This window comes from Nocardia aobensis NBRC 100429 (assembly GCF_000308375.1).
In the GTDB taxonomy this organism is placed as follows: Bacteria; Actinomycetota; Actinomycetes; order Mycobacteriales; family Mycobacteriaceae; genus Nocardia; species Nocardia aobensis.
Map to the genome: position 1 here is coordinate 1 of NZ_BAFQ01000183.1, position 24,950 is coordinate 24,950.

The window sequence follows — 24,950 nt, forward strand, 5'->3', positions numbered from 1 at the left end:
GCCATCATCAATGTCGGTGGTCGATGAGATGCTCCTCACATGGATTGGAAAATCGAACTCGTCGCCATCCCGGTCACCGACGTCGACCGGGCGAAAGCCTTCTACACGAGCATCGGATTCAACGCCGATCACGACGCCAGCCCGTCCGAGGACATCCGGTTCGTGCAGCTGACCCCGCCGGGTTCGGGCTGTTCGATCTGCATCGGCCGGGGCATCACCGACGCCGCGCCGGGCAGCGTGGTCGGTATGCAGATGGTGGTGGCCAGCGCCGAGGAGGCCTACCGGCAGCTGGTGGCCGCGGGTGTGGAGGCCACGCCGGTCAAGGACGAGGGCTGGGGTCTGTTCACCTATTTCGCCGATCCCGACGGCAACAAGTGGGCCGTGCAGGAACTGCCGCAGCGGGGCTGAGCCGCGGCCGGGCCGGGCCCGGGCGATGCGCCCGGGCTTGCATGGAGTGCACTCCAGGTCGGTACTGTCGAAGCGCGGGCCCGCGGGTCGGGAAGCGGGTCAGGAAGGCGAGTGGCGATGACGGCAACCACGGCGAATCCCCTCGAGCACACCGAGGACTACGAGCGCCCCAAGTATTCGATCGGCGATGCCGCGGAGAAGTCCGGCCTCACCCGCGACACGCTGCGCTGGTACGAGCGAATCGGCCTGATGGACTACATCGGCCGCGATTCCAGCGGTAAGCGCCGGTTCAGCGATCGCGATCTGAGCTGGCTGCATCTGATCGGCTGCCTGCGCACCACCGGGATGTCGGTCGCCGATATGGTCCACTACGCCGAACTGGTGCGGGCCGGTGACGAGACCACCCCGGAGCGGCTGGAGATGTTCCGGAAAACTCGCGAGGGCGTGCTCGCCCAGATCGAGGACCTGCACAGCACACTCGCCGTGCTCGACCGCAAGATCGGCCTCTACGAGGGCAGAGTCGCTGCCATGCAACAAATCTGAACCCGCGTGACGTCGCATACATCCCGCGCATGGTGACGCAGCGCACGGTTAGGATGCCTCCGCTATGCAAACCCCCGCCGCCGATGCCCGCATCTGGATCGACAAACAGAGTCCCGAGCCCTTCCGTGCGCTCAACAACGTCGCACTGGCCGTCCGCAACGCGGCCGCGGCCGCCGGTCTCGACCGTTCCCTGGTCGAGCTGGTCAACGTGCGCGTCTCGCAGATCAACGGCTGCGCGTACTGCCTGGACCTGCACTCCCAGGCAGCGCTGAAGGCCGGCGTGACCCGACAGCAGCTCGACGTGTTGCCGGCCTGGCGGCGTACCGAGTTGTTCACCCCGTCCGAATGCGCCGCCCTCGCACTCGCCGAGACGACCACCACGTTGCCCGATGAGGACACCCTGCAACGTGTGTACGCCCATGCGCGGAAACAGCTGTCGGACGAACAGGTTTCGGTGATCGTCTGGGTCGCGACGACCATCGGCGCGTTCAATCGCGTGTCGATCATGAGCAGGCATCCGGTGCGGGAACGGAAGGAGTAACCCGATGATCGATCAGGCCGCGACCGCAGCAGTCGTCCGCAACGACGCGCAGCACCGCTACGAGGTGTGGTACGGCGACAAACTCGCCGGATTCGCCGAATATCGCGACAACGGCGAGGACACGACCTTCATCCACACCGAGGTGGATTCGGAGTTCAGCGGGAAGGGCCTGGCCGGCACGCTGGCGCGGCATGCGATCACGGACGCGATCGACCGCGGCCGCGCGATCGTGCCCCGCTGTTCGTTCATCAAGAGCTGGCTCGACAAGCACCCGGACTACGATGCTCACGTAGTGGGCAAAGGCATTCAGCGGTAACCGCGCCCGGCATCAGCGGTGACCCCGGACCGGAGGTGGCCGATGAGCGATCTCGAGGCGAATCCCGCCGAGGCGCTGTGCGAATCGTCGCCGGCGCCCGGCCCGCGGGCGGATTTCCATCCGGCCCGGGAGGTGCCACTGGGCGGCGTGCGCGGCGTCACGGTGATGCGGGTACTGCCGCAGCGTGATCTGCCGACGGTCGGCGCCTGGTGTTTCCTCGACCACTTCGGTTCGACCGAGACCTCGCATCGGCTGCCGCCGGATATCGATCCCCATCCGCATATCGGATTGCAGACGGTGACCTGGCCCTTCGACGGCCGGATCCGTCATCGCGACAGCGTCGGATCCGATGTGGAGATCGAGCCCGGCCAGCTGAATCTGATGACCTCCGGGCGCGGCATCGCGCATTCGGAGTACACGGTGCCCGGTGCGCCCGCCGGGCAGGGACTGCAGTTCTGGATCGCGCTGCCGGATGCGCACCGCGATATCGCACCGCATTTCGAGCAGCATCGCGAGCTGCCGGTGCTGGCCCGGCCGGGACTGCGCGCGACCGTGCTCATCGGCTCGCTCGGGGAGGTGCGCTCACCGGCGATCACCTACTCCCCGATCGTCGGCGCGGACATCACCGTCGGCCGGGGTGCGGACGCGCGTCTGCCGCTGGCACCGGAATTCGAGCATGCGGTGCTGGTGATGTCGGGCGAGGTGCGCATCGACGACGTCCTCGCCGAACCCGGTCCGCTGCTGTATCTGGGCAGCGACCGCGCCGAACTGCGGTTGCGCAGTGAATCCGGCGCGCGGGTGGTGCTGATCGGCGGCGAGCCCTTCGGCGAGGATCTGGTGATGTGGTGGAATTTCGTCGGCCGCAGTCACGACGAGATCGACGCCGCCCGCACCGCGTGGGAGAAGCACGACACCGAGCGCTTCGGCGATGTCGCGGGACATACTCCGCAGCAACGCATTCCGGCGCCACCGCTGCCCAATCTGCGGCTGCGCCCACGCACCCGTCGCGAATTCCCGCCCCGCTGATCAGCTCCGGTCGAAAACCGTACTGCCCGAATCGGTGTCGTCGGTCATGGACTGGGTTCCGATGACGCGCAACAGTTCCAGCCGCTCCTTGGCGTCGGTTCCGGGACGCGGATAGTAGACCAGCAGATGCTGGGCCGCATTCGGCGTGACCAGCGTTTCGCAGACCAGGTCGAGCAGCCCGACCTGCGGGTGCCGGATCCGCTTGGCATCGCTGATCCGGACCGCGACCTCGTGCGCCGACCACAGCCGTTCGAATTCGGGACTGACGGCCCGCAGCTTCGTCACCAGTTCGGTGACGTCGGCGTCGCCCGCCCGCCGCGCCGCGGTGGCGCGCAGATCGGCGACGTGCCGGCGCGTCAGCCGGTCCCAGTCGGCGTCGGGAAACGTCTTCCGGCCGATCGGATCGGTGAACCAGCGCCACAGCAGGTAGCGGTCCATGCCGGTGAAGCGGGTGTGGTCACCCGTCATGTTGATGTGCATGCGGTTCTGCGCGAGGATCTCGCCGAGGTCCGACACCACGCAGGCGGGCGTGTCCTCCAGCTTGTCCAGGAGATAGAGCAGCCCGGGCCCGACGTGCCGGTCGCCGCCGCCGCGATGCGGCGCCGCATGCCCGCACAAGTGGTAGAGATGGTCGCGCTCGTCGTCGCTGAGCCGCAGCGCGCGGGCGAGCGCGCCGAGAACCTGCACGGAGGGTCGCGGACCCCGCGACTGTTCGAGGCGGGTGTAGTAATCGGTGGACATCCCGGCGAGCAGGGCGACCTCGTCGCGACGCAGGCCGGGAGTCCGGCGGCGGGTGCCGGGCAGCAGGCCCACATCGGCGGGCTGGAGTTGCTCGCGCCGCCGCCGCAGGAAATCGGCCAGTTCCTCGCGATTCATCACTCCACTGTGCCCCGCGCGAGCGGCCGCAGCCAGGGATCGCCGATCCCCCGATAAACGATCTCTGCCGAGGCGACGCATCGAGGCGCAGGATTCGGTCATGACTATCGAGCAGACACAACTGGGCGAGACGGGCCCGAAGGTCGGACGCGTCGGTCTGGGCGCGATGGGGATGTCGGGCGCCTACGGGGCTTCCGACGAGACCGAATCGATCGCCACCATCCACGCCGCCCTCGACTCCGGCGCCACCCTCGTCGACACCGGCGACTTCTACGGCGCCGGCCACAACGAAATGCTGATCCACCGTGCCCTCGCTCAGCGTCCACGCGAGGACTACCAGCTGAGCGTGAAATTCGGTGCGCTGCGCGGTCCGGACGGCAGCTTCGGCGGCGTCGACACGCGACCGGAGGCGATGCGCAACTTCCTGCACTATTCGCTGCAGCGGTTGGGAGTCGACTACGTCGACATCTACCGTCCCGCCCGGCTGGATCCGGCGGTGCCGATCGAGGACACCGTGGGGGCGATCGCGGAGATGGTGCAGGCCGGCTATGTGCGCCACATCGGATTGTCCGAGGTAGGCGCGCAGACCCTGCGGCGTGCGGCGGCGGTGGCGCCGATCGTCGATCTGCAGATCGAGTACGCGCTCATCACCCGGGGCATCGAACGCGAAATCCTGCCGACGGCACGGGAACTCGGCATCGGGATCACCGCCTACGGGGTGCTCTCGCGCGGATTGCTGAGCGACTCCCTGCGCGCGAACCAGACCTTCGCCCCCGACGATTTCCGCGCGCACAGCCCGCGATTCCAGGGTGAGAATCTCACCGCCAATCTCCGGCTGGTCTCGGCACTGGCGGAGATCGGCGACCGCCACGGCGTGAGTGTGGCACAACTGGCGATCGCCTGGGTACTGACCCGGGGCGCCGATATCGTTCCGCTGATCGGCGCGCGCCGCGTGGATCGCTGGTCCGAAGCCGTTGCCGCACTGGAGATTCGGCTCTCCGAGTCGGAGCTCGCCGCGATCGAGGCGGCGGCGCCCGCCGAGGCGGTCGCCGGTGACCGCTACGCCGCCCCGCAGATGGCCATGTTGGACAGCGAGCGCTGAAACCCGTTCGCCGCCCGCTTATTTGCGCCGCGGCCGAATCACCGCGGTGAACGTGGCCGCGGCGACCGACTTACCGGTGCTGTCGGTGATGTCGACCGGCATCGCCAGTTCCACCGGCTGCTGCGCGGCGATCTCGGCGCGGGCCTGTTCCAGTTCCGCCGCGGTCAATTCCGAGGTGGCACGGAACGGGCCCGCCTCGCCTTTGGCCCGGGCCAGATATTCGATCCGGCCGTCGCGCGCGACGATGAATGTCTCGCCCATCAGGTCCACGATGCCGGAGATGGAGGCGCCCATCGCGGCCGTTTCGGCCAGGCCGAACAGAATGGCGGCATGCACGTCGCCGTTGTGATTGAGGTGTTCCGGCTTCGGCGCCATGCTCACCACGTTGCGGCCGGGCAGATATTCCACCCCTTCCACCCCCGCGAACTGGATGAATCCCAGCTTCTGAAATCCGGCCATCACCAGCTCGCCCATGGCAGCGTGGTCCATTGCGTCTCCCGTCGCGCACAGAATTGAAACGTGTTCCACTTTTTTACTCTGTACGAGGAACCCTGTCCACAGCACACCGCCCCACCGGTCCGGCGGGGTGTCCGAAAAATCCGAAAAGAAGGTGGTTCAGATTTGCCGGATTTTGGTTAAGCTTCATTCCACTGCGCTGAGCACGGCAGGACACCCAACCGGGTCCGCGGACCCATGATGCACGAGGAAGCAGTTCATGAACGCCTTTATCGCCCTGATCGACTCCAACTCCGCCGGCACAGTGAACTCGAGCAGCGTCTTCACCAACATCATGAACCTGTTCGTGACGGGGTCGGCCGGGTCCGCCACCCAAGGCGGCGGCATCTTCAACTGAGCCGCGCTCCGCAACCGCCGGCCCGCCCCCGACCCCATGCACGGAGGCGGGCCGTTCGCATTCCGGCCGACGGCCGGGTCGTTCAGCCGCGCAACTGTCCGGGGGTGGTGTCGAAGCGGCGGCGGAACGCCTTGGTGAAACTACTGGCCGAACCGAATCCCAGATCCGCGCCGATATCGGCGACGCTGCGCTGCCGATAGGCGGGATTGCGCAGGCGATCGCGGGCGATCTGCAGGCGCTGCTCCCGAATGACCTCGCTCGGCGTGGTACCGGCCTGACTGAATGCCAGCTGCAGCTGACGCAGCGACCAGCCGAGGGCCGCCGCGACGCGCGCGCCGGTGAGCTCCGGATCGCCCGCATGCGTGCGGATGTAGCGCCGGGCGCTCGCCTCCACCTGCGCCAGCTGGGCGGGCGCACTCGGTGCCTCCCCGAGAATCTGCATGCACAGCAGATCCACCAATTGTTCTGCGACGGTGTCGAATTGGTGGTCGGTGAGCGCGGCGCGCTCGGTGTACAGGGTGCCGGCGACCGCTCCCGCGACCCCGCCGATTCCGGTGCTGAGGTTCAGCGGCCGCGGTGGCGGCTCCCGGCGGTTGAGGCGGTGCCGGATGTCCTCGCGCGCAATGGTGACGATGAGCCCGTGCGAGCCCTCGCACATCGACATCTCGAAGGGTTCGTCGGTGGAGACCAGGCACGCACTGCCGGGCGGCAACGCACCGGTGTCGTCACCGTGGCGGAAAGTCAGGGTGCCGGTGATCGGTACGAGCAACCGATAGTCGGAGTCGGGGTCGGCGCGGATGAGCCGCGGACTCCGGAAATAGGTGACAGCATCGGATTCCCAGCCGACCAGTTGATACGACTCGGTACGCCGCAGCGAGGTGCGTCCGCGAAAATCCGCGGAAGTCGGAAACCGGTAGCCCAGGGTGCACTGGTACGAGCTGATCAGATGAGCCCAGTAATCGACCCGCTCGTGCGGCTCGATCGCACTCGTCGTCTCCGATTCGGCAGTGGTCATCGCGGATATCATTGCCGGTTTTCCGATTCTGCGCACCTGAACAATGGCCCTGCGTTCCAGGACATGTGGGCATGCCCCGGCGCTCGCTACCGTGCCGGTGAGCTGATATCCGGAAACGGGCTGTACAACGGCGGAATGCGGGTCCGGATCGGCGCGGAATGGATGAGGATCAGGAGGTTTCCATGCGCAGGATCGTGGTCGGGGACGACGGTTCCGGACAGGGCCGAGTACTTTCCGACGAGAACTTCGAGCCGCTGACGCTGGCGCTGCTGCCGGGGGCGCAACTTCATCGGATGTGGGAGGTCGACGAACTGCCCGCACTTCCGGTCGACCGGATGCCGTCCGACGTCGACACCAGCTACTTTCCCGGACCCGGCGGAGTGCGCTTCGGCTTCATCTCCGTCCCGCCGGGCCTGAGCTACGAGCCCCCCGCCGAGGTGTCCGAGGCGGAGATGGCGGTCGTGGCGGCCGAGGCGGAGCAGAAGTTGCCGGGCATGATGGCCGCCTTCGACCCGGCTCGTCCCGGCGTGCACGCCACCGAGAGCGTCGACTTCGTGGTGGTGCTCAGCGGCGAGGGCCGGCTGCGGATCGGCGACGACGTGGATGTGGCACTGCGACCGGGCGATTGCGTCGTGCAGCACGGCGCACCGCACGCCTGGTTCAACGACGGCACCGAACCGTTCGTGTTCTGCTACACCCTCTGCGGCGTCGAGCGGAACGCGCCGGCCGCACCGTGAGGCGGGCACGGCGATGAGAATTTCCGGAAGTCGTTGGCGCAGTTTCGAATACACGCCCGTCGATGCCGGTCCCTGTGCGGTGGAACTGCCCACCACCGCCGTGGGCGTACCGCGGCGATTCTTCGATTGCCTGCTGGTGCGGATCGTCGTCGAACCCGGCGACTGCCCCATCAGCGGTGACGCCGTGCGCACGGTCCGGCGGCTGTGCGCCGACAGCGACGCATCGTTCGTCGTACTCGCCGGCAGCCCGTTCTGCGTGGCGAGCGGCAGCCGTTTCACCCTCGGCTCCGATCAGGCCGATGTCTTGACCCATCTCGCCGACACCCTGGACGTCCTCGCGGAATTCACCGATCGCCTGGAGGAACACGGCGAACGCGCCCATGCGATTCCGTTCGGCTGGAACGTCGCGTGCCGGATGGAGATGCCGGCGCGGCCGTGGACGTCGACGGTGACCCTGCGCGCACCGGCGCCGCCGGCGCGGTTCGACGGCTTCGCACCCCCGCCCCGCGCCCGGCCGCACTGCCCGCACGCACTGGTCTCGGCGCATTCGCGGACCTTGCGCCGCTGAGGCCGGGCACCGCCCTCGGCCGTCACCACCCCTTGACCTTCAGGTCGGCTGAAGCTTCATGATGGGGCGGTGACGGAATCCGCAATGGTGACGATCGGAGCGTTCGCACGGGCCAGCGGGCTCACGGCGAGCGCACTGCGGTTCTACGCCGATTCCGGGTTGCTGCCGCCCGCGATCGTGGATCCGATGTCGGGATATCGGTATTACGCCGACGACCAGCTGGAACGGGCGGTGGCGATTCGGGGGCTGCGCGAGATCGGCATGCCGCTGGACACGATCGCGGCGGTGCTGGCGGCCGAGGGCGAGAGCGCGGGACAGCTCATCGACGAGCACGTCGCCGGACTGGAACAGCACGTACGGCGGGCTCGGGGACGGGCGGCCGAGATCAAGGCGGCCCTGGGCACCGGGCGCGGGTGGGCGGTCGCGACCGTCAGCGGTCCGGTCTTCGCGACGGCCGTCGAGCAGATACTCGCCGCGACCGTGCACGAACCGGAGCATCCCGTCCTGAGCGGCGTCCACGTCGAGGTCTCGGCCGAGGCGCTGACGCTCACGGCCACCGACCGCTACCGGCTCGCCACCCGCACCCTGGTGCCCGAGCGACCGAGTTCGACCGAGTGGGCCGCCACCGTCGACGGTGACGATCTGCGGCTGGCCGTGCCGCGGATCCGCCGCCACCATCAGGTCCGGCTGGATGCCGGACCGCATTCCGTCCGATTCCGGGCGGGCGAGTCGCCGGCCGGGACGTGCCGCATCCTGCCGGGGCCGTTTCCCGACCATCGGATGCTGCTGGGCTCCATCGAGACCGCCCGCACACGCATCGTGACGCCGAGGGACACCCTCGTCCGGGCGATGGAATCGCTGCGCGCGCGGCATATCCGGCTGTGCGTCCGCGCCGGGGCGGTAGCGCTCGCGAGTGCCGGTTCCGGTACGAGCGAGGCGGTTTCGGCCGCGGTAACCGGGCCGGACGTCGAGCTCACCTTCGACATCACCACCCTCTATCCGGCGATCGGCGCAGCCATCGGGCCCGACGTGATGATCGACATCGCCGGTCCGAAGCAGCCCGTCGTCATCCGATCCGCGGACGACGGCGACCTCACCACCGTGGCGATGCCCGTCGCCCCTGGCCACATCGAGGAATCATGACCGACGCCGTTGCCCACGACCCCACCATGGCGGCCATCGGCGCGGCCGTGGAACGCGGCCGCAACGGCGAAACCGACTCCGCCCGAACGCAACTCGTCTCGCTGTGGCAGGACATCGGACCGGCGGGCGATCCGCTGCACCGATGCACCCTCGCCCACTACCTGGCCGACCTCCACACCGATCCGGCCCAGGCACTGGTGTGGGATGTGCGGGCGCTGGACGCGGCCGACACCCTCACCGAGGCACGCGTGCAGAGCCATCACGCGAGTCTGCACATCGCCGGCTTCTATCCCTCACTGCATCTGAACCTCGCCGACAACTACCGGCTGCTCGGGTCGTTCGCGGCCGCCGCGGAGCACATCGCGGCGGCGCGACGGCATACCGGCGCACTCGCGGACGATGGTTACGGACGGCTCATCCGAAGGGCGATCGAAGAGGTCGCCGCGGCGATCGAGCACCGATCGACCCGGCGGCGGGACTCGGCACCCGGCACGTCCGGGGCGTGATCGGACACTCGCGCACGGAGACGGGTCATCGCGACGCGATGAGCGGGACGAACTGGGTGGCGTCTGGCCGAACCAGTGCTCGTCCACGGCCTGTTCGCGAGTGACAACCGTTGCGGCCGTGGACAATTCCTCGGTCCAGGCGGCGAGCACATCGGACCGCGCCGACGCATCCTCGAGATAGATGTGGCGCACCCGGGCCTCGCCGGCGATCGCCCGCACGCCGCGATGCAGATGCGGGCGGGCGTCGAGGTCGACGACGGTATCGGCGTGGATCATCCCGTGATCGCCGGTGATCAGGAGGGTGCACTCGGCTGGGAGGTCGGTCAGCAGATCCGCCACCGCGCTGTCGATATCGGCCAGTACCCGCAGCCACTCCGGAGATTCCGGGCCGTGCAGGTGGCCGGCGACGTCCAGGTCGGCGAAGTAGGCGTACGCGAAGCGCCGGCCGGTGCCGCAATGGCGTGCGACGGCGCGGATTCCGGCCCGCACCTGATCGAGATCGGTGGCCGGATGCACGGTGCCCGCGGCGCGGAAGGCCGCACGGGTCAGTCCCGAATCGCGCTGATAGCCGGGGATCACGTAGTGCACGTCGGATTGTGCACATCCATCCCCAGGGCGGCGGCCACCGAGGGCAGGACGTCGGCCAGTGAGTAGCGCATGATCGCCCATGCTGCCGCATCGATCTCACTGGGACGAGCCCATTTCCGAGACACGGCACCCGTGGCCCTGTGTCCCGATCAAGTGAGAGGTTCGCGTAGTTCCCGGACGACGATGCCATTGCCCCCTCGCTGTTTCGCCCGATACATGGCGGTGTCCGCGAAACGGAGTAGCAACTCGGGCGAGAGACGGTCATCGGTTACTTCGCTGTCGTCGAGGACCGCCACTCCGATGCTGGCGGTGACCAGGGCGCCGTCGCCCGAACTCTCGATCGCGCGCCGGAGCCGCTCGGCCAGTGCCCGAGCGGCTCCGGCGTCCAGACGTCCGACGATCGTGAACTCCTCCCCGCCGGTGCGCGCGATGGTGGCAGCGGGGTCGGTGGTGTCGCGCAACCGTGCCGCGGTTCTGGCCAGCACCCTGTCGCCCTCCTGATGACCGAAGGTGTCGTTGACCTCCTTGAATCGATCCAGGTCGATGATCATCGCGCAGATCGGCGTACCGGCGGCGAACAATCCGGGCAGGTGGTAGTCGAGTCCACGCCGGTTCAACAGGGTGGTCAGTGGATCCGACAACGCGTTCGTGCGGAGCACCCAATAGAAGAACTGCAGCGTCGGCAGTACGAGGACGACCGCGAGCACCATGATCAGCGTGGTGGCGATCGCGAGTGGGACGTCACGATCCGAGTTGGCGGGGGTGCCCATTCGTACCGTGACCAGCAGCACCGAGAACAGCGACCAACCCGCGTGCACGGCGAGCGCCTTGGCGCTGTGGAAGAGCGCCAGATAGCCGCCGGTCAGGATGAGGGCGGTGTTGTTGATCATCGCCACACGGTTGGAGACCAGCAGACCGTTGATCGTGATGCCGAGGTCTGCGAGCGCGATCAACGCCAGTGACGCCCAGGCACTCGGCCACGGCAGCAGGTACCAGCGCACGCCCACCACCAACGCCAGAACGGCGAACAGGCCGATAACCGCCCGGCCGGCCGCGTTCTGCGGGCCTTCGGCCGACAGCAGGAGCATGAGGGCGACGAAACTCAGGCCCAAGCCGGATGTGCCGATCGAGAATTTCAGCAAGCCGAGTGCCGCCTGGTTGCGCAGCGTGCTCAGCAGCCAGCGATAGTCGGCGGGTTCTCGCCACCACATCCGCACGGCAACCAGCCCGCCGTAGCTCAGCGCATCGGCGACACGTGCCCGCGCGAACGGGCCCCCGCTGCGGCGATGCTCGTCACCGGACGGCTCGGGTGCAGCCATCCGACAACGCTAGGACAGCGTCCGGCGATCTGTGAAGTGCCCCAGGACCAGCGATATATGGTCGTAGTACCTCTTCCGACCGGTGCCGGATCAGGTCCGGATCTCCCGGATCAGCACGCGGCCGTCGCGGTCGGCCGTGATGGCGGTGTACGCGTGGTAGAGGAACCCGCGGTCGGGACGGCGTTCGAAAACCTGCACCTGAAAGCGGTCCGGGACATCGCCACCGGTCACGTGCACGCAGTGCTGGGTGCCCACCGGCACCTGGGCGATCCGAGCCTGCAGGGTTTCGGCAGCGGGCACCGCCGCCGCTTCGGGCACGACGTATTGCCTTGCCGCCGAACCGCTTCGGGTGGCGTACTGCGCGAACTCGTAGCCCAACACGGCATCCGGACCGGATCCGGTGCCGCCTGGCGTATCGTCGTTGACGTCGGTCGCGGTCCTGGCCGCGTAGCACCACGGAACACTGTCCGGCGCTTCGGTTTTCGCATCCGCCGGGGCTGTCGCATCCGGCGGGGCGATACCCAACGGCAGCTGCCGCCACCAGCGATCGTAGACCTCCAGCGCCGCGTGCTTGGTCCAGCGCAGGCCGACGACGAATCGGGACCGGTGCACATCCTGCGGAAACAGCGTGTAGAGGTCCTGTGGCCCGGTCGCATCCGGCGTGGGCAGCACGACATCCAGCGGATCGGTGAAGCCCGGATGTCTCGCCAGCAGATCGCCACTGTGCTTACTCGCGTCCGCGGCGAATTCCACTGCAGCGTCGACCTTTTCGAGGTCGACGAGTTCCACCCGCAGATCGCGGTCCGGATTCTCACAGGCTATCGCCGCCCGGTCGCCCGTCGTCGGATCCACCGCGCACCGCGTCCCCAGCCATCCGGTCTCTCCGGGGCGCGCGGATACCACCTGCGCAAAATTGTCCGCGATGGGCTGGTACTTCGGCCCCCAGCCGCCGTCGGCCGTCGAATGCCCGCCCGACCATCTGTCGACCGCCACCCCGGCGCCGGCCAGCACGATGACGACGCCCGCCGCAGCCGCACCCCGCCGGATCCGCACTTTCCGCCGCGCTGCCCGGGCGGGCACTACCGGTGACTGCCCGGAACCGGCGCCGTCGGAATGCGGGGGCCCCTGCGCCGGCCGATGCCCGGGCCCCGGTGCGCCGAACGCCGACTGTGCCCGGGACTGCGTCGGTGCGGTAGCCGATGTCGGGTATCCCTGCGCCAACCGCGCCGCCGAGCGTTCCTGCGGCTGCGAGGCGGACTCCCACGAATCCGTACCGGCCGCGTGATCCGGAGCGGGAGCACGGTAGACATCACTGACCGCGCCGAATCTGTTGCCGGACAGCGCTTCCGACACGTCAGCCACGAATTCCGCACAGCTGCCGTACCGCTCGTGCGGCTGCTTCGCCATCGCCCGCGCCAGCACGGGATCGAGGGCGGGCGGCAGGTCCGCGCGCAGCGCGGTCGGCCGGGGAATCGGTTTCGTGACGTGCCCGGCGACCACCTGACCCGGATTGGTTCCGGCATAGGGCGGTCGCCCGCACAACAGCGTGAACAGGGTGCAGGCCAGGGAGTACTGGTCGCAGCGATGGTCCAGCGATTCGCCGGAGAGCTGCTCGGGCGAGGCGTAGGCGAGCGTGGCGGTGAGGGTGCCGGTGACCGTGAGTTCGGTGTCGGCGTCCTGCAATCGCGCGATGCCGAAATCGGTGAGGACGGTCCGTTCGGCGCGGCCGGCCTCGGGCGCTTCGAGGAGAAGGTTCGCCGGTTTGATGTCGCGGTGCAACACCGCCTTGCCGTGCGCATAGTCCAGTGCCGCAGCGGTTTCGGTGACGATGCGCAGCACCCGCTCGGTGGTGAGGGCGCGCCGGTCCAGCCGCGCCGCATCGGTGCCGTGCACATACTGCATCGAGATCCACAGGTGCCCGTCGTCGGCGCCGCGGTCGTAGACCCGCACGATGCCCGGATGTTCCAGGCGGGCAACGATATCGGCTTCCTGATCGAACCGGCGGCGCCGCTCGTGATCGGCGGAGACCTCGCGGTCGAGCAGTTTCAGCGCCACCCGGCGGGGCAGCCGGGGATGGCGGGCGAGATAGACCGTTCCCATTCCGCCACGGCCGAGCACGCCCTCGATGAGGTAATCGGCGAACGTCTCGCCGATCGCGAGTGCGGCCACGGTCCCCCTTCTGGTCGAGCCCACCGAGGCGTCAGCAGTTTACCGGACGAATCCGGCGTCCTCACCGGGCGGATTCGGCGGCCCTCGCCGGGCGCGGCCTCCTCCGATACCGTGGATATCCAGCGCCGCAGATGTCGATGAAGGTGGTGAGATCGCAGTGTTCGACCCATTGGCCGATATCGACCGAGCCCTCGCCGACCGGGCCGGATGGACGTGGTTCGACGACCACCTGCTGTACACGTGCGGGGTGCTCGATCTGCTGCGCCGCGAGGAGTTGGCGCGCATGCCCGTCAAGTCGACCCGGATCCGGATCGATCCGGGTGAGGTGTGTATCGCCGAGGGCCCGGCGACCTGGTCGTTCTGGCGCTCGCCCGGCAACGGCGGCTGGACCCGCAACAACATCTACGTCGCGGGCAGCGCCTCCTTCGTCGCGGCCGCGCAACTGGGGAATGCGCTGGTGAACCAGGCCCGGCGCCAGCGTGCGGAGGCCGCGTCCCAGCCGCGCTGGATTGCCGAACGTCCCGGTTCGGTGATGATCTCCGACCGCCGCATCCACCTCACCAATCCCGACTACTCCTTCCGAATCCGCTGGGCCTCGCTCGAGACGATCGACCTGACCGCCGCCGACCACGTGGTCGCGCGCTACGTCGACCGCAACAACACCTTCCACCAGTGGCAGGTCCGAACACCTTGGGCTGTACTGATATTCGTCGTCGCCGCCCAGCTGCACTTCCCGAATCATCCGCTGCTGCTGTCCGGAAATTGGCTGCCCGCCGGATTCGAGGACAAATGCCATCTCGCGGGGAAGACATGCCCACCGGTCCGAGAGCGCTGACCTCGCCGTCCGCATCCCCTCGTCCCGCTCGTGGTGAGGGTTGCTGGGCAATGTCGGTGCCACGTGGCACCATCGCGTTGTGAGCAGCACATCTGCCCCCGACCCGCGCCTGCGCGATCTCGCGCGGTTGCGCAAGGTCCGCGACCGCATCGACCGGGAATATGCGAAACCCCTGGACGTGGAGGCCCTCGCCCGCGATGTGCACATGTCCGCGGGCCATCTGAGCCGGCAGTTCCGCCTCGCCTACGGGGAATCACCGTACGGATACCTCATGACGCGGCGCATCGAACGCGCGATGGCGCTGCTGCGGCGCGGCGATCTCAGCGTCACGGAGGTGTGCTTCGAGGTCGGCTGCCAATCACTGGGCACCTTCAGTACCCGCTTCACCGAACTGGTCGGAGTACCGCCGAGCGTCTACCGGCGGGAGGCCGCCGACGCCACCCTGGGCATGCCGTCGTGTGTCGCGAAACAGGTCACCAGACCGATCAGGAATCGAGAAGCGCAGGTTACGGAGTAGGAATTAGCGTGAGCGACATGAACATCACCATTCACGACACCTTCCTCCCGCAAGACGATCCGGAGGCGGCGCTGGCCTTCTACCGCGACACCCTCGGCTTCGAGGTGCGCAACGACGTCGGCTTCAAGGGCATGCACTGGATCACGGTGGGCCCCGCCGGACAGCCGGACATCTCGATCGTGCTCTACCCGCCGAACGCCACCCCCGGCGTGACCGAGGAAGAGCAGCGCACCATCTCCGAGATGATGGCCAAGGGCACTTTCGCCAGCCTCAATCTGGCCGCCGAGAACGTCGACGAGGTGTTCGAGCGGCTGCAGGCGAACGGGGCCGAGGTCGTGCAGGAGCCGACCGATCAGCCCTACGGACTGCGCGACTGCGCGTTCCGCGACCCCTCGGGCAATCTGCTGCGGATCCAACAGGCCTCCTGAGCCGACCCCGACAACCGAGCCGGTCGGCGGACCGGGCCGCCCACCCGACATTGGAGAAACCATGAGCAAGGCCGCGACGCCGGGCCGGCACGTTGCCGACACCCACGACCTGATCCGCGTACACGGTGCACGGGTCAACAACCTGAAGGACATCAGCGTCGAAATCCCCAAGCGACGCCTGACCGTCTTCACCGGCGTCTCGGGATCGGGGAAGAGTTCGCTGGTCTTCGGCACCATCGCCGCGGAATCGCAGCGGATGATCAACGAGACCTACAGCGCCTTCGTCCAGGGCTTCATGCCGACGCTGTCGCGGCCGGAGGTCGATTTCCTGGACGGCCTCACCACCGCGATCTCGGTCGACCAGGAGCGGATGGGCGCGAACCCCCGCTCCACGGTCGGCACCGCCACCGACGCCAACGCGATGTTGCGCATCCTGTTCAGCCGCCTCGCCCAGCCGCAGATCGGCTCGCCGAACGCGTATTCGTTCAATGTGCCCTCGGTGACCGCCAGCGGTGCGATCACGGTCGAGCGGGGCGGTAAGACCAAGGCCGAGAAGGCGACCTTCCACCGCCTCGGCGGTATGTGCCCGCGCTGTGAGGGCATGGGCTCGGTCACCGACTTCGACCTGACCGCGCTCTACGACGAAAGCCTGTCGCTCAACGAGGGCGCGCTCACCATCCCCGGCTACAGCATGGACGGCTGGTTCGGCCGCATCTACCGCGGTTGCGGACTGTTCGACCCGGACAAGCCGATCCGCAGGTACAACAAGCGCGAACTGCACGATCTGCTCTACAAGGAGCCGACCAAGATCAAGGTCGAGGGCATCAACCTCACCTACGAGGGTTTGGTCCCCAAGATCCAGAAGTCGATGCTGTCCAAGGATGTCGACTCGCTGCAGCCGCATATCCGCGCGTTCGTCGAGCGTGCGGTGACCTTCACGATCTGCCCGGAATGTGAGGGCACCCGGCTCAGCGTCGAGGCCCGGTCCTCGAAGATCGGTGACAAGAGCATCGCCGACGTCTGCCGGATGCAGATCAGCGATCTCGCCGCATGGGTGCGCGAACTCGACGAGCCGTCGGTCGCGCCGCTGCTGAAGGGCCTGCAGCACCTGCTCGACTCGTTCACCGAGATCGGCCTCGGCTACCTGTCGCTGGATCGGCCGGCGGGCACGCTCTCCGGCGGTGAAGCGCAGCGCACCAAGATGATTCGCCACCTCGGATCCTCCCTGACCGATGTCACCTATGTCTTCGACGAGCCCACCATCGGCCTGCACCCCCACGACATCGAGCGGATGAACAACCTGCTGCTGCAGTTGCGCGACAAGGGCAACACGGTGCTGGTGGTGGAGCACAAACCGGAGGCGATCGCGATCGCCGACCATATCGTCGATCTGGGTCCGGGGGCCGGAAGCCAGGGCGGCACAGTCTGTTTCGAGGGCGACCTCGAGGGCCTGCGTGCCAGCGACACGATCACCGGCCGCCACCTCGACGACCGGGCCAAACTCAAGGACGCCCCGCGAAAGTCGTCCGGCGCGTTGGAGATTCGCGGCGCCTCCACCCACAACCTGAAGAACGTGGACGTCGACATCCCGCTCGGCGTGCTGTGTGTGGTCACCGGCGTGGCCGGATCCGGTAAGAGTTCGCTCATCCACGGATCGGTCGCCGACCGCGAGGACGTCGTGGTGGTCGACCAGGGCGCGATTCGCGGTTCGCGGCGCAGCAATCCGGCCACCTACACCGGACTGCTCGAGCCGATCCGCAAAGCGTTCGCCAAGGCCAACGGCGTCAAGCCGGCGCTGTTCAGCGCGAATTCCGAAGGCGCGTGCCCCACCTGCAACGGCGCGGGCGTGATCTATACCGATCTGGCGATGATGGCAGGCGTCGCGACCACCTGCGAGGAATGCGACGGGAAACGCTTCCAGGCGGCCGTCCTGGACTACCACCTCGGCGGGCGCAACATCAGCGAGGTGCTGGAAATGTCGGTCGCCGAAGCCGAGGAGTTCTTCGGCGCGGGCGAGGCGAAAATCCCGGCGGCGCACAAGATTCTGCAGCGCCTCGATGATGTCGGACTCGGGTATCTGAAACTGGGCCAGCCCCTCACCACGCTCTCGGGCGGTGAACGCCAGCGCATCAAACTCGCCACCCACATGGGCGAGAAGGGCGGGGTCTACGTTCTCGACGAGCCGACCACGGGTCTGCACCTCGCCGACGTGGAGAATCTGCTCGGCCTGCTCGACCGCCTCGTGGACTCGGGCAAATCGGTGATCGTCATCGAACACCACCAGGCCGTGATGGCACATGCCGACTGGATCATCGACCTCGGTCCTGGCGCCGGCCACGACGGCGGGCGCGTCGTCTTCGAGGGAACACCGGCCGATCTGGTCGCCGACTCCTCGACCCTCACCGGCGAACACCTCGCCGCCTACGTCGGCGGATAGTCCGGGACGACGCCGATCGCTTCCCCCGAGCGCCTGCCGGTTCCGGTCGACCGGAACCGGCAGGCCGGATGCGTCGGCGCGGGCGGCTCAATGCTGCGCCGACGCGGTCTGTGGTCGCTACGTCGCGTTCAGCGCGCCATGCAGCGACGGGCCGGCCGCGATGATCGGCCGCCGACCTCGGGTCGTGGTCACGAGCCGTCCTCGCCGGTGGGATCGGCCGGATCGGTGAGGCCACGTTCGTAGGCGGCGCGGGCGGTGGAACCGCGGGTCGCGGCGACCTGATCCGGGACCATGCGACGCAAGGTCAGGTCTCGCAGGCGTTGGGGAAGCAGTTCGGCGAGCCGGACGAGCGGACCGATGTACCGCGGCACGGTGACCTCGAACCGAGGGCGTTCGATCGTCCGCAGCACCGCTCGCGCCACATCGGCGGGCTCCAGCAGTTTCGCGGCGCCGGTGTCGGTACCCGCGGCCAGGTCGGTCGCGACCACCCCCGGCATGATCACCGAGATCCGCACGCCGCTGCCGCGCAGTTCCTCGCGCACGCCGGTCAGGTAGCCGAGCACCCCGTGTTTGGTCGCGGCATAGGTCGATTCGCCGGGCGGGGACAACCGCGCGGCGGCCGAGGCGATGGTGACGATGTGGCCCTGCCCGCGCGCCCGCATGCCCGGCGCGACCAGCCGCACGCCGCGAATGACGCCGTGCAGATTGACCTCCAGCATGCGCGCGGTCGCGGCCTCGGGCTCGTCGTCGAACGAGCCCACCCACATCACGCCGGCATTGTTGACCAGTACGTCGATCGGACCCCACAGCGATTCCACGGCAGCGAGGAAGGTGCGGAAGGACTCCGTATCGGTCACGTCGAGGGCGAATCCGCGTACGGTACCGGACAATTCGGCCGCGGTGGTGATGGCCGCCGGCTCGTCGCGGTCGCCGACGGCGACCCGGGCACCGGCCTCGGCGAGCACACGCGCGATCTCCCGGCCTATGCCCCGCGCCCCGCCGGTCACCGCGACGACACGACCGGCGATCGGTGAGGTCATGGATGGTTCTCCATTCTGACATGCCTGCGTGTCAGCAACGATGCTCTAGTGTGCCATAGGTCGGGACGTGAGGACAGGGGCATGCCAGGACGGAAGTACCAGGGACTGATGCCGGACGAGCGCCGGGAGCAGCGGCGCGCGGCGATCCTGGACGCCGCACTGGAGGTTTTCGGCACCAGCGGTTATGCGGGCAGTTCGGTCAAACAGATCTGCCGCGCCGCACGACTCACCGAACGCTACTTCTACGAATCCTTCACCGACCGCGAAAGTTGCCTGGCCGCCCTGTATTCCGAAGTCGTGACGCGGGTGCGCGCCGCGACCGTGGCCGCGATGACCTCCGCGGGCGACGACATCGACGCCCAGACCCGCGCCGGATTGCAGACGTTCATCGGAAATCTGACCGAGGATCGGCGACTTGCCAGGGTGGCCCTGATCGAGGCCGTCGGTGTATCCCCCGCCATGGAGGAACGCCGCCACGAGGTGCTGCGCGAATTCGCCGAGATCGTCACCGCCGCCTGGGCCGCCACCCGCGCCGAACCGCTGTCGCTCGAACAACATTCGGCCGCGGTCGCCCTCGTCGGCGGCGTCAACCATCTCCTGGTCGACTGGCTGATGGGCGGCAGCCCGCAATCCCCCGCCGCGCTCACCGACGTCTGCACCACCCTGTTCATCGCCGCCCGCCGCACCTTCGACGCGCAGGCCCGAGCCACGGAGACATCATGGCCGACGATCCCCTGATCGACTTCACGCGCGAATCGTTCAGTCACACGGGTATCAGCCACCCGATACTCCGATCGGGATCGGGCCCGGCGGTGATCGTGATGACCGAAGTCCCCGGCATCACGCCGAGGGTCGCCGAATTCGCCCGCCGGGTACGCGATCTCGGCCTGACCGCGGTGCTGCCGGATATGTTCGGTACGGCCGGACGCGATCCGAATCCGGCCGCTCACGGCCTGCTGAGCAGCGCGGCCTACGGTGTCGGCGCCATGGCCCGGCTCTGCGTCGGACGAGAGTTCAGCATGCTGGCCGGCCCGGGAGCCTCACCCATCACGAACTGGCTGCGCGCCCTGGGCGCCGCCGAACACCGGCGTTGCGGCGGGCCGGGCATCGGGGCCGTCGGCATGTGCTTGACCGGAGGTTTCGCCCTCGCCATGGCCGCCGACGACCATCTGCTCGCGCCGGTGCTGTCGCAACCGGCCACGCCGGTACCGGTGACGCGCCGCCGACGTGCCGAAATCGGTATCGGCACCGCGGATCTCGCGCGCATTCAGCAACGATGCGCGCAGGGCCTCGGCGTCCTCGGCCTGCGATTCCGCGGTGATCGGCTGGTCCCGGAGGAACGATTCGCCTCGCTGCGCAGACAATTGGGCCCGGCCTTCCTGGCAGTCGAACTGGACCCCGAGGATGCGAATCCGGACGCGCCGACGCCGCCGCATTCCGTACTGACCGAACACCTCGTCGACACGCCCGGCCATCCGACCCGTCAGGCGCTCGACCTGGTTCTCGAGCACCTCCGCACGCGATTGCTCGATCCCCCCGACCACGCGCCCGACCGGCCCTCGCCCGACGAGCCCTAGCGCACCGGCCGACCCGGCCGATACGACAACGCCCCGCCTCGGATGACCGAGGCGGGGCGAAGTGCCTTACTACGCGGGATTACCGGTAGTCGCTGAAACCGTAGTCGTCCAGCGGGACCGCGGCACCGGTCGTGGTGCCGAAGCCCTCCGGGCTGTAGTAGGTGTCGTCGTAGGACGGCACCGCGTACGCCGCGGCACGGGCCTCTTCGGTCGGCTGCACCTGGATGTTGCGGTAGCGGTTGATACCGGTACCGGCCGGGATCAGCTTACCGATGATCACGTTCTCCTTCAGGCCGATCAGCTTGTCGGAGCGGCAGTTGATCGCCGCGTCCGTCAAGACACGAGTCGTCTCCTGGAAGGAGGCCGCCGACAGCCACGAATCGGTGGCCAGCGACGCCTTGGTGATACCCATCAGCACCGGGCGACCCGACGCGGGCTCGCCACCCTCGGCGACGACGCGGCGGTTGGATCCCTCGAACTCCGAACGCTCCACCAGCGAACCGGGCAGGAACTCCGTCGCACCCGAGTCGATGATGGTGACGCGGCGCAGCATCTGGCGAACGATGACCTCGATGTGCTTGTCGTGGATGGACACACCCTGCGACCGGTACACCTCCTGGACCTCGTGCACCAGGTGAATCTGCACCTGCCGCGGACCCATCACGCGCAGCACCTCGTGCGGATCGGCCGAGCCCTCCAGCAACTGCTGGCCGACCTCGACGTGGTCGCCGTCGGCGAGCAGACGCTCGGAACCGTCGTCGTGCTTGAACACCCGCAGACGCTGACGCTTCGACAGCTTGTCGTAGACCACCTCGTCCGAACCGTCGTCCGGAATGATGGTGATCTTGTAGAAGCGGTCGTCGTCCTCGAGCCGGATCCGGCCCGAGACCTCCGCGATCGGCGCCTTGCCCTTGGGCACACGAGCCTCGAACAGCTCCTGCACGCGGGGCAGACCGCCGGTGATGTCGTCACCCGCGACACCACCCTGGTGGAAGGTACGCATGGTCAGCTGGGTGCCGGGCTCACCGATGGACTGGGCGGCGACGATACCGACGGCCTCACCGATGTCGACCAGCTTGCCGGTCGCCATCGAGCGGCCGTAGCAGGTCGCACACACGCCGGTGCCGGTGGTGCAGGTGAGCACCGAGCGGACCTTGACGTCGGTGATGCCGGCCTCGAGCAGCGCCTCGATGGCCGGGTCGCCGAGGTCGTGACCCTTCTCCACGATGACGTTGCCGTCGGCGTCGACCGCGTCGGCGGCCAGCGTCCGGGCATAGGTGCTGGTCTCCACGTGCGGATCGCGGATGAGCAGACCGTCGGGCTGCTTCTCGGCGATCGCGACGAGGATGCCGCGCTCGGTGCCACAGTCGGTCTCGCGCACGATGACGTCCTGCGACACGTCCACCAGACGACGGGTCAGGTAACCCGAGTCGGCGGTACGAAGCGCGGTGTCGGCCAGACCCTTTCGCGCACCGTGGGTGTTGATGAAGTACTCCAGAACGGTCAGGCCCTCACGGAACGAGGACTTGATCGGTCGCGGAATGAACTCACCCTTCGGGTTGGTCACCAGACCCTTCATGCCCGCGAGGGTACGAGTCTGGGTGAAGTTACCCGTGGCGCCCGAATCGACGATCGTGATGATCGGGTTGTCGGCCGGGTAGTGCGCACGCAGCGCCTTACCGACCTCTTCGGTCGCTTCCTGCCAGATCTTGACCAGGGCGTTGTTGCGCTCCTGGTGGTCGAGAGCACCACGCTGGTACTTCTTCTCGATCTGGTCGGACTGCGCCTCGTAGCGCTCCATGATCTCGGCCTTCTCCGGCGGAACGAGAACGTCCGACATGGAGACGGTGACACCCGAACGCGTGGCCCAGTAGAAGCCGGCGTCCTTGAGCTTGTCGACGGTCTGCGCGACCACGATCATCGGGTAGCGCTCGGCGAGATCGTTGATGATCGTCGCCTGCCGCTTCTTCGGCATCTGCTCGTTGATGAACGCGTAGTCCGCGGGCAGCAGCTCGTTGAAGATGACGCGGCCCAGGGTGGTTTCACACAGCCACGCGTCGCCGCGCTGCCAGCCCTCGGGGAACAGCTCCGCCTCGACGTCCTTCGGCGGGCGCTGCTCGGTCAGACGCACCTTGATCAGCGAGCGAACCGTCAGCTCGCCGCGGTCGACGGCCATCTGGGCCTCGGCCGGCGACGCGTAGACGCCCTGCTCGGGAGCATCCGCGGTGGCAGGCCGGTACTCGCCCTTGGCGCCCTCTTCCAGGCGGGTCAGGTAGTACAGACCGGTCACCATGTCCAGACGCGGCATGGCCAGCGGGCGGCCGGACGCCGGGGACAGGATGTTGTTCGACGACAGCATCAGGATGCGGGCCTCGGCCTGCGCCTCCGCGGACAGCGGCAGGTGCACGGCCATCTGGTCACCGTCGAAGTCGGCGTTGAAGGCCTCACAGACCAGCGGGTGCAGCTGGATGGCCTTACCTTCGACCAGCAGCGGCTCGAAGGCCTGGATACCGAGGCGGTGCAGCGTGGGCGCACGGTTCAGCATGACCGGGTGCTCGGCGATGACCTCTTCGAGGACGTCCCACACCTGGGCGCGCTGCCGCTCGACCATCCGCTTGGCGGACTTGATGTTCTGCGCGTGGTTCAGGTCGACCAGACGCTTCATCACGAACGGCTTGAACAGCTCCAGCGCCATCAGCTTGGGCAGACCACACTGGTGCAGCTTCAGCTGCGGACCGACGACGATGACCGAACGGCCCGAGTAGTCGACGCGCTTACCGAGCAGGTTCTGACGGAAACGACCCTGCTTACCCTTGAGCAGATCGCTCAGGGACTTCAGCGGGCGGTTACCGGGCCCGGTCACCGGGCGACCGCGACGGCCGTTGTCGAACAGCGCGTCCACGGACTCCTGCAGCATCCGCTTCTCGTTGTTGACGATGATCTCGGGGGCGCCGAGGTCGATCAGTCGCTTGAGGCGGTTGTTGCGGTTGATCACGCGGCGGTACAGGTCGTTCAGGTCGGAGGTGGCGAAGCGGCCACCGTCGAGCTGAACCATCGGGCGCAGCTCCGGCGGAATCACCGGAACGGCGTCGAGCACCATGCCCATCGGCGAGTTGCCGTTGGTCTGGAAGGCCGCGACGACCTTCAGCCGCTTGAGCGCACGCAGCTTCTTCTGGCCCTTACCGGTGCGAATGGTTTCGCGCAGGTTCTCGGCCTCGGCCTCGATGTCGAAGGTCTCCATCAGCTTCTGGATGGCTTCGGCACCCATCGCGCCGGTGAAGTACTCGCCGTAGCGGTCCTGCAGCTCGCGGTAGAGCACCTCGTCCACGATCAGCTGCTTGGGAGCCAGCTTGGTGAAGGTGGTCCAGATCTCGTCGAGCCGGTCCAGCTCCCGCTGGGCACGGTCGCGCAGCTGGCGCATCTCGCGCTCGCCGCCGTCCTTGACCTTGCGGCGGACATCGGACTTGGCACCCTCGGCCTCGAGCTCGGCCAGGTCGGCCTCGAGCTTCTGGGCGCGGGCCTCCAGGTCGGCGTCGCGCTGGTCGGCGATCGTCTTCTTCTCGACCTCCATCTCCGCCTCGAGCGTGGACAGCTCGTTGTGGCGCAGATCCTCGTCGACGGCGGTGATGACGTAGGCGGCGAAGTAGATGATCTTCTCGAGATCCTTCGGCGCCAGGTCCAGCAGGTAACCGAGACGGCTCGGCACACCCTTGAAGTACCAGATGTGGGTGACCGGCGCGGCCAGTTCGATGTGGCCCATCCGCTCACGACGCACCTTGGCGCGGGTCACCTCGACGCCACAGCGCTCACAGATGATGCCCTTGAAGCGGACACACTTGTACTTGCCGCAGTAGCACTCCCAGTCCCGGGTGGGACCGAAGATCTTCTCGCAGAACAAGCCGTCCTTCTCCGGCTTGAGCGTGCGGTAGTTGATGGTCTCCGGCTTCTTGACCTCACCGTAGGACCAGTTGCGAATGTCTTCGGCGGTCGCCAGGCCGATCCGGAGTTCATCGAAGAAGTTGACGTCTAGCACGTAACTTCCTTTCCCCTGTTCGGGTTCAGTATCGAGCAAAGTTCGCTAGTTCGTCCGCCGTGGCGGACCACTTCCGCGGAGCGGGAAACTATGCCCCGGCGCCCAATGCGGGCGCCGGGACCGATCGGCTACTGCGCGAGGTCGTCGACCGTCGCAGCCTCGTTGCGGGACAGGTTGATGCCGAGGTTCGCCGCGGCACGCTCGAGGTCCTCGTCGTCACCGTCGCGCATCTCGATCGCGGCGCCGTCGGAGGACAGCACTTCGACGTTGAGGCACAGTGACTGCAGTTCCTTGAGCAGAACCTTGAACGATTCCGGGATGCCCGGTTCGGGGATGTTCTCGCCCTTGACGATCGCCTCGTAGACCTTCACCC

The 24,950-nt window shown here is 67.8% G+C and carries 25 protein-coding genes and 1 pseudogene; 17 read left to right on the top strand and 9 right to left on the bottom strand.

Going from position 1 to position 24,950, the window contains the following annotated elements:
- The first annotated feature begins 39 nt into the window (after positions 1–39).
- The 5 genes from RJ03_RS23820 to RJ03_RS23840 all read left to right on the top strand — a co-directional run bounded on the left by RJ03_RS23820 (position 40) and on the right by RJ03_RS23840 (position 2,834).
- Entirely contained in the window at positions 40–408 is a 369-nt protein-coding gene (locus tag RJ03_RS23820) for a VOC family protein (RefSeq protein ID WP_036505834.1), read from the top strand.
- A 117-nt stretch (positions 409–525) separates the two neighbouring features.
- Positions 526–951: a MerR family transcriptional regulator gene (locus tag RJ03_RS23825; RefSeq protein ID WP_036505835.1), complete on the top strand. Its 426-nt coding sequence runs from the start codon at positions 526–528 to the stop codon at positions 949–951.
- Positions 952–1,015: 64 nt separating this feature from the next.
- A complete protein-coding gene (locus tag RJ03_RS23830) occupies positions 1,016–1,492 on the top strand; it encodes a carboxymuconolactone decarboxylase family protein (RefSeq protein WP_036505836.1) in 477 nt (158 codons plus the stop codon).
- A 4-nt stretch (positions 1,493–1,496) separates the two neighbouring features.
- A complete protein-coding gene (locus RJ03_RS23835; RefSeq protein WP_036505837.1) occupies positions 1,497–1,808 on the top strand; it encodes a GNAT family N-acetyltransferase in 312 nt (103 codons plus the stop codon).
- Positions 1,809–1,850: 42 nt separating this feature from the next.
- Positions 1,851–2,834, top strand: coding sequence for a pirin family protein (locus tag RJ03_RS23840; protein ID WP_036505838.1), 984 nt, complete (start codon positions 1,851–1,853; stop codon positions 2,832–2,834).
- Here the strand turns inward: RJ03_RS23840 and RJ03_RS23845 are convergent, their stop codons facing one another.
- Positions 2,835–3,710, bottom strand: coding sequence for a helix-turn-helix transcriptional regulator (locus RJ03_RS23845; protein WP_036505839.1), 876 nt, complete (start codon positions 3,708–3,710; stop codon positions 2,835–2,837). It lies immediately after the preceding gene.
- Between the two features lie 100 nt (positions 3,711–3,810).
- Here RJ03_RS23845 and RJ03_RS23850 point away from each other — a divergent pair, with 100 nt between their 5' ends.
- Positions 3,811–4,812 carry an aldo/keto reductase gene (locus RJ03_RS23850; protein WP_036505841.1) on the top strand — a complete coding sequence of 334 codons (1,002 nt, stop codon included), beginning with the start codon at positions 3,811–3,813 and terminating at the stop codon, positions 4,810–4,812.
- 18 nt (positions 4,813–4,830) lie between these two features.
- Here the strand turns inward: RJ03_RS23850 and RJ03_RS23855 are convergent, their stop codons facing one another.
- Positions 4,831–5,301, bottom strand: coding sequence for a PaaI family thioesterase (locus RJ03_RS23855; protein ID WP_036505842.1), 471 nt, complete (start codon positions 5,299–5,301; stop codon positions 4,831–4,833).
- 226 nt (positions 5,302–5,527) lie between these two features.
- Here RJ03_RS23855 and RJ03_RS37330 point away from each other — a divergent pair, with 226 nt between their 5' ends.
- On the top strand, positions 5,528–5,665 hold the full coding sequence (locus tag RJ03_RS37330; RefSeq protein WP_157104447.1) for a hypothetical protein: 138 nt from the start codon (positions 5,528–5,530) through the stop codon (positions 5,663–5,665).
- Positions 5,666–5,747: 82 nt separating this feature from the next.
- Here the strand turns inward: RJ03_RS37330 and RJ03_RS23865 are convergent, their stop codons facing one another.
- Positions 5,748–6,680: an AraC family transcriptional regulator gene (locus RJ03_RS23865; RefSeq protein ID WP_158271318.1), complete on the bottom strand. Its 933-nt coding sequence runs from the start codon at positions 6,678–6,680 to the stop codon at positions 5,748–5,750.
- A gap of 182 nt (positions 6,681–6,862) precedes the next feature.
- Between RJ03_RS23865 and RJ03_RS23870 the strand changes: the two genes are divergently transcribed.
- The 4 genes from RJ03_RS23870 (at position 6,863) to RJ03_RS23885 (ending at position 9,634) form a co-directional block, all read left to right on the top strand.
- On the top strand, positions 6,863–7,417 hold the full coding sequence (locus RJ03_RS23870) for a cupin domain-containing protein (RefSeq protein ID WP_157163487.1): 555 nt from the start codon (positions 6,863–6,865) through the stop codon (positions 7,415–7,417).
- A 13-nt stretch (positions 7,418–7,430) separates the two neighbouring features.
- Positions 7,431–7,985 carry a hypothetical protein gene (locus tag RJ03_RS23875; RefSeq protein WP_157163488.1) on the top strand — a complete coding sequence of 185 codons (555 nt, stop codon included), beginning with the start codon at positions 7,431–7,433 and terminating at the stop codon, positions 7,983–7,985.
- Between the two features lie 69 nt (positions 7,986–8,054).
- Positions 8,055–9,128: a DNA polymerase III subunit beta family protein gene (locus tag RJ03_RS23880; RefSeq protein ID WP_036505847.1), complete on the top strand. Its 1,074-nt coding sequence runs from the start codon at positions 8,055–8,057 to the stop codon at positions 9,126–9,128.
- Positions 9,125–9,634, top strand: coding sequence for a hypothetical protein (locus RJ03_RS23885; protein ID WP_036505849.1), 510 nt, complete (start codon positions 9,125–9,127; stop codon positions 9,632–9,634). Before RJ03_RS23880 ends, RJ03_RS23885 begins: the two co-directional genes overlap by 4 nt.
- Positions 9,635–9,760: 126 nt before the next feature.
- Here the strand turns inward: RJ03_RS23885 and RJ03_RS36250 are convergent.
- The 3 genes and pseudogenes from RJ03_RS36250 to RJ03_RS38160 all read right to left on the bottom strand — a co-directional run.
- A pseudogene (locus tag RJ03_RS36250) lies at positions 9,761–10,303 on the bottom strand (alkaline phosphatase family protein); the annotation flags it as partial.
- A 68-nt stretch (positions 10,304–10,371) separates the two neighbouring features.
- Positions 10,372–11,541 carry a GGDEF domain-containing protein gene (locus RJ03_RS35180; protein WP_051025186.1) on the bottom strand — a complete coding sequence of 390 codons (1,170 nt, stop codon included), beginning with the start codon at positions 11,539–11,541 and terminating at the stop codon, positions 10,372–10,374.
- 90 nt (positions 11,542–11,631) lie between these two features.
- The gene (locus RJ03_RS38160) at positions 11,632–13,710 is read right to left on the bottom strand and encodes a serine/threonine-protein kinase (protein WP_051025187.1); all 2,079 of its coding nucleotides are present in this window, start codon (positions 13,708–13,710) and stop codon (positions 11,632–11,634) included.
- Positions 13,711–13,867: 157 nt separating this feature from the next.
- On the opposite strand from RJ03_RS38160, the gene RJ03_RS23905 reads away from it, so the two are divergent.
- The 4 genes from RJ03_RS23905 (at position 13,868) to RJ03_RS23920 (ending at position 17,927) form a co-directional block, all read left to right on the top strand.
- A complete protein-coding gene (locus RJ03_RS23905; RefSeq protein WP_036505853.1) occupies positions 13,868–14,545 on the top strand; it encodes a hypothetical protein in 678 nt (225 codons plus the stop codon).
- 79 nt (positions 14,546–14,624) lie between these two features.
- Positions 14,625–15,062, top strand: coding sequence for a helix-turn-helix transcriptional regulator (locus RJ03_RS23910; RefSeq protein WP_036505854.1), 438 nt, complete (start codon positions 14,625–14,627; stop codon positions 15,060–15,062).
- Between the two features lie 17 nt (positions 15,063–15,079).
- Positions 15,080–15,490 carry a VOC family protein gene (locus RJ03_RS23915; protein WP_036505867.1) on the top strand — a complete coding sequence of 137 codons (411 nt, stop codon included), beginning with the start codon at positions 15,080–15,082 and terminating at the stop codon, positions 15,488–15,490.
- 61 nt (positions 15,491–15,551) lie between these two features.
- Positions 15,552–17,927 carry an ATP-binding cassette domain-containing protein gene (locus tag RJ03_RS23920; RefSeq protein WP_036505855.1) on the top strand — a complete coding sequence of 792 codons (2,376 nt, stop codon included), beginning with the start codon at positions 15,552–15,554 and terminating at the stop codon, positions 17,925–17,927.
- Positions 17,928–18,115: 188 nt separating this feature from the next.
- On the opposite strand, the gene RJ03_RS23925 is transcribed toward RJ03_RS23920, so the two are convergent.
- Positions 18,116–18,967, bottom strand: coding sequence for an SDR family oxidoreductase (locus RJ03_RS23925; protein WP_036505856.1), 852 nt, complete (start codon positions 18,965–18,967; stop codon positions 18,116–18,118).
- Positions 18,968–19,048: 81 nt separating this feature from the next.
- Between RJ03_RS23925 and RJ03_RS23930 the strand changes: the two genes are divergently transcribed.
- Positions 19,049–19,705, top strand: a complete 657-nt coding sequence (locus RJ03_RS23930; protein ID WP_036505857.1) for a TetR/AcrR family transcriptional regulator — start codon at positions 19,049–19,051, stop codon at positions 19,703–19,705.
- Positions 19,687–20,544, top strand: coding sequence for a dienelactone hydrolase family protein (locus tag RJ03_RS23935; RefSeq protein ID WP_051025188.1), 858 nt, complete (start codon positions 19,687–19,689; stop codon positions 20,542–20,544). The genes RJ03_RS23930 and RJ03_RS23935 overlap by 19 nt, the downstream gene beginning before the upstream one ends.
- Positions 20,545–20,623: 79 nt before the next feature.
- On the opposite strand, the gene RJ03_RS23940 is transcribed toward RJ03_RS23935, so the two are convergent.
- Together RJ03_RS23940 and RJ03_RS23945 are read right to left on the bottom strand one after the other, a co-directional pair.
- Positions 20,624–24,577, bottom strand: a complete 3,954-nt coding sequence (locus RJ03_RS23940; RefSeq protein ID WP_036505858.1) for a DNA-directed RNA polymerase subunit beta' — start codon at positions 24,575–24,577, stop codon at positions 20,624–20,626.
- Positions 24,578–24,705: 128 nt separating this feature from the next.
- A partial coding sequence (locus RJ03_RS23945) for a hypothetical protein (protein ID WP_157163489.1) occupies positions 24,706–24,950 on the bottom strand: 245 nt, incomplete at its 5' end.

What these genes read in the sequence shown, in the direction of transcription:
- RJ03_RS23935 (WP_051025188.1), top strand. Translation starts at nt 19,687, where the DNA reads ATGGCCGACGATCCCCTGATCGACTTCACGCGCGAATCGTTCAGTCAC.
- RJ03_RS23825 (WP_036505835.1), top strand. Translation starts at nt 526, where the DNA reads ATGACGGCAACCACGGCGAATCCCCTCGAGCACACCGAGGACTACGAG.
- RJ03_RS23865 (WP_158271318.1), bottom strand. Translation starts at nt 6,680, where the DNA reads ATGACCACTGCCGAATCGGAGACGACGAGTGCGATCGAGCCGCACGAG.
- RJ03_RS23845 (WP_036505839.1), bottom strand. Translation starts at nt 3,710, where the DNA reads ATGAATCGCGAGGAACTGGCCGATTTCCTGCGGCGGCGGCGCGAGCAA.
- RJ03_RS23855 (WP_036505842.1), bottom strand. Translation starts at nt 5,301, where the DNA reads ATGGACCACGCTGCCATGGGCGAGCTGGTGATGGCCGGATTTCAGAAG.
- RJ03_RS23835 (WP_036505837.1), top strand. Translation starts at nt 1,497, where the DNA reads ATGATCGATCAGGCCGCGACCGCAGCAGTCGTCCGCAACGACGCGCAG.
- RJ03_RS23850 (WP_036505841.1), top strand. Translation starts at nt 3,811, where the DNA reads ATGACTATCGAGCAGACACAACTGGGCGAGACGGGCCCGAAGGTCGGA.
- RJ03_RS23870 (WP_157163487.1), top strand. Translation starts at nt 6,863, where the DNA reads ATGCGCAGGATCGTGGTCGGGGACGACGGTTCCGGACAGGGCCGAGTA.
- RJ03_RS23885 (WP_036505849.1), top strand. Translation starts at nt 9,125, where the DNA reads ATGACCGACGCCGTTGCCCACGACCCCACCATGGCGGCCATCGGCGCG.
- RJ03_RS23820 (WP_036505834.1), top strand. Translation starts at nt 40, where the DNA reads ATGGATTGGAAAATCGAACTCGTCGCCATCCCGGTCACCGACGTCGAC.
- RJ03_RS23930 (WP_036505857.1), top strand. Translation starts at nt 19,049, where the DNA reads ATGCCAGGACGGAAGTACCAGGGACTGATGCCGGACGAGCGCCGGGAG.
- RJ03_RS35180 (WP_051025186.1), bottom strand. Translation starts at nt 11,541, where the DNA reads ATGGCTGCACCCGAGCCGTCCGGTGACGAGCATCGCCGCAGCGGGGGC.
- RJ03_RS23925 (WP_036505856.1), bottom strand. Translation starts at nt 18,967, where the DNA reads ATGACCTCACCGATCGCCGGTCGTGTCGTCGCGGTGACCGGCGGGGCG.
- RJ03_RS23920 (WP_036505855.1), top strand. Translation starts at nt 15,552, where the DNA reads ATGAGCAAGGCCGCGACGCCGGGCCGGCACGTTGCCGACACCCACGAC.
- RJ03_RS37330 (WP_157104447.1), top strand. Translation starts at nt 5,528, where the DNA reads ATGAACGCCTTTATCGCCCTGATCGACTCCAACTCCGCCGGCACAGTG.
- RJ03_RS23875 (WP_157163488.1), top strand. Translation starts at nt 7,431, where the DNA reads ATGAGAATTTCCGGAAGTCGTTGGCGCAGTTTCGAATACACGCCCGTC.
- RJ03_RS23840 (WP_036505838.1), top strand. Translation starts at nt 1,851, where the DNA reads ATGAGCGATCTCGAGGCGAATCCCGCCGAGGCGCTGTGCGAATCGTCG.
- RJ03_RS23915 (WP_036505867.1), top strand. Translation starts at nt 15,080, where the DNA reads ATGAACATCACCATTCACGACACCTTCCTCCCGCAAGACGATCCGGAG.
- RJ03_RS23830 (WP_036505836.1), top strand. Translation starts at nt 1,016, where the DNA reads ATGCAAACCCCCGCCGCCGATGCCCGCATCTGGATCGACAAACAGAGT.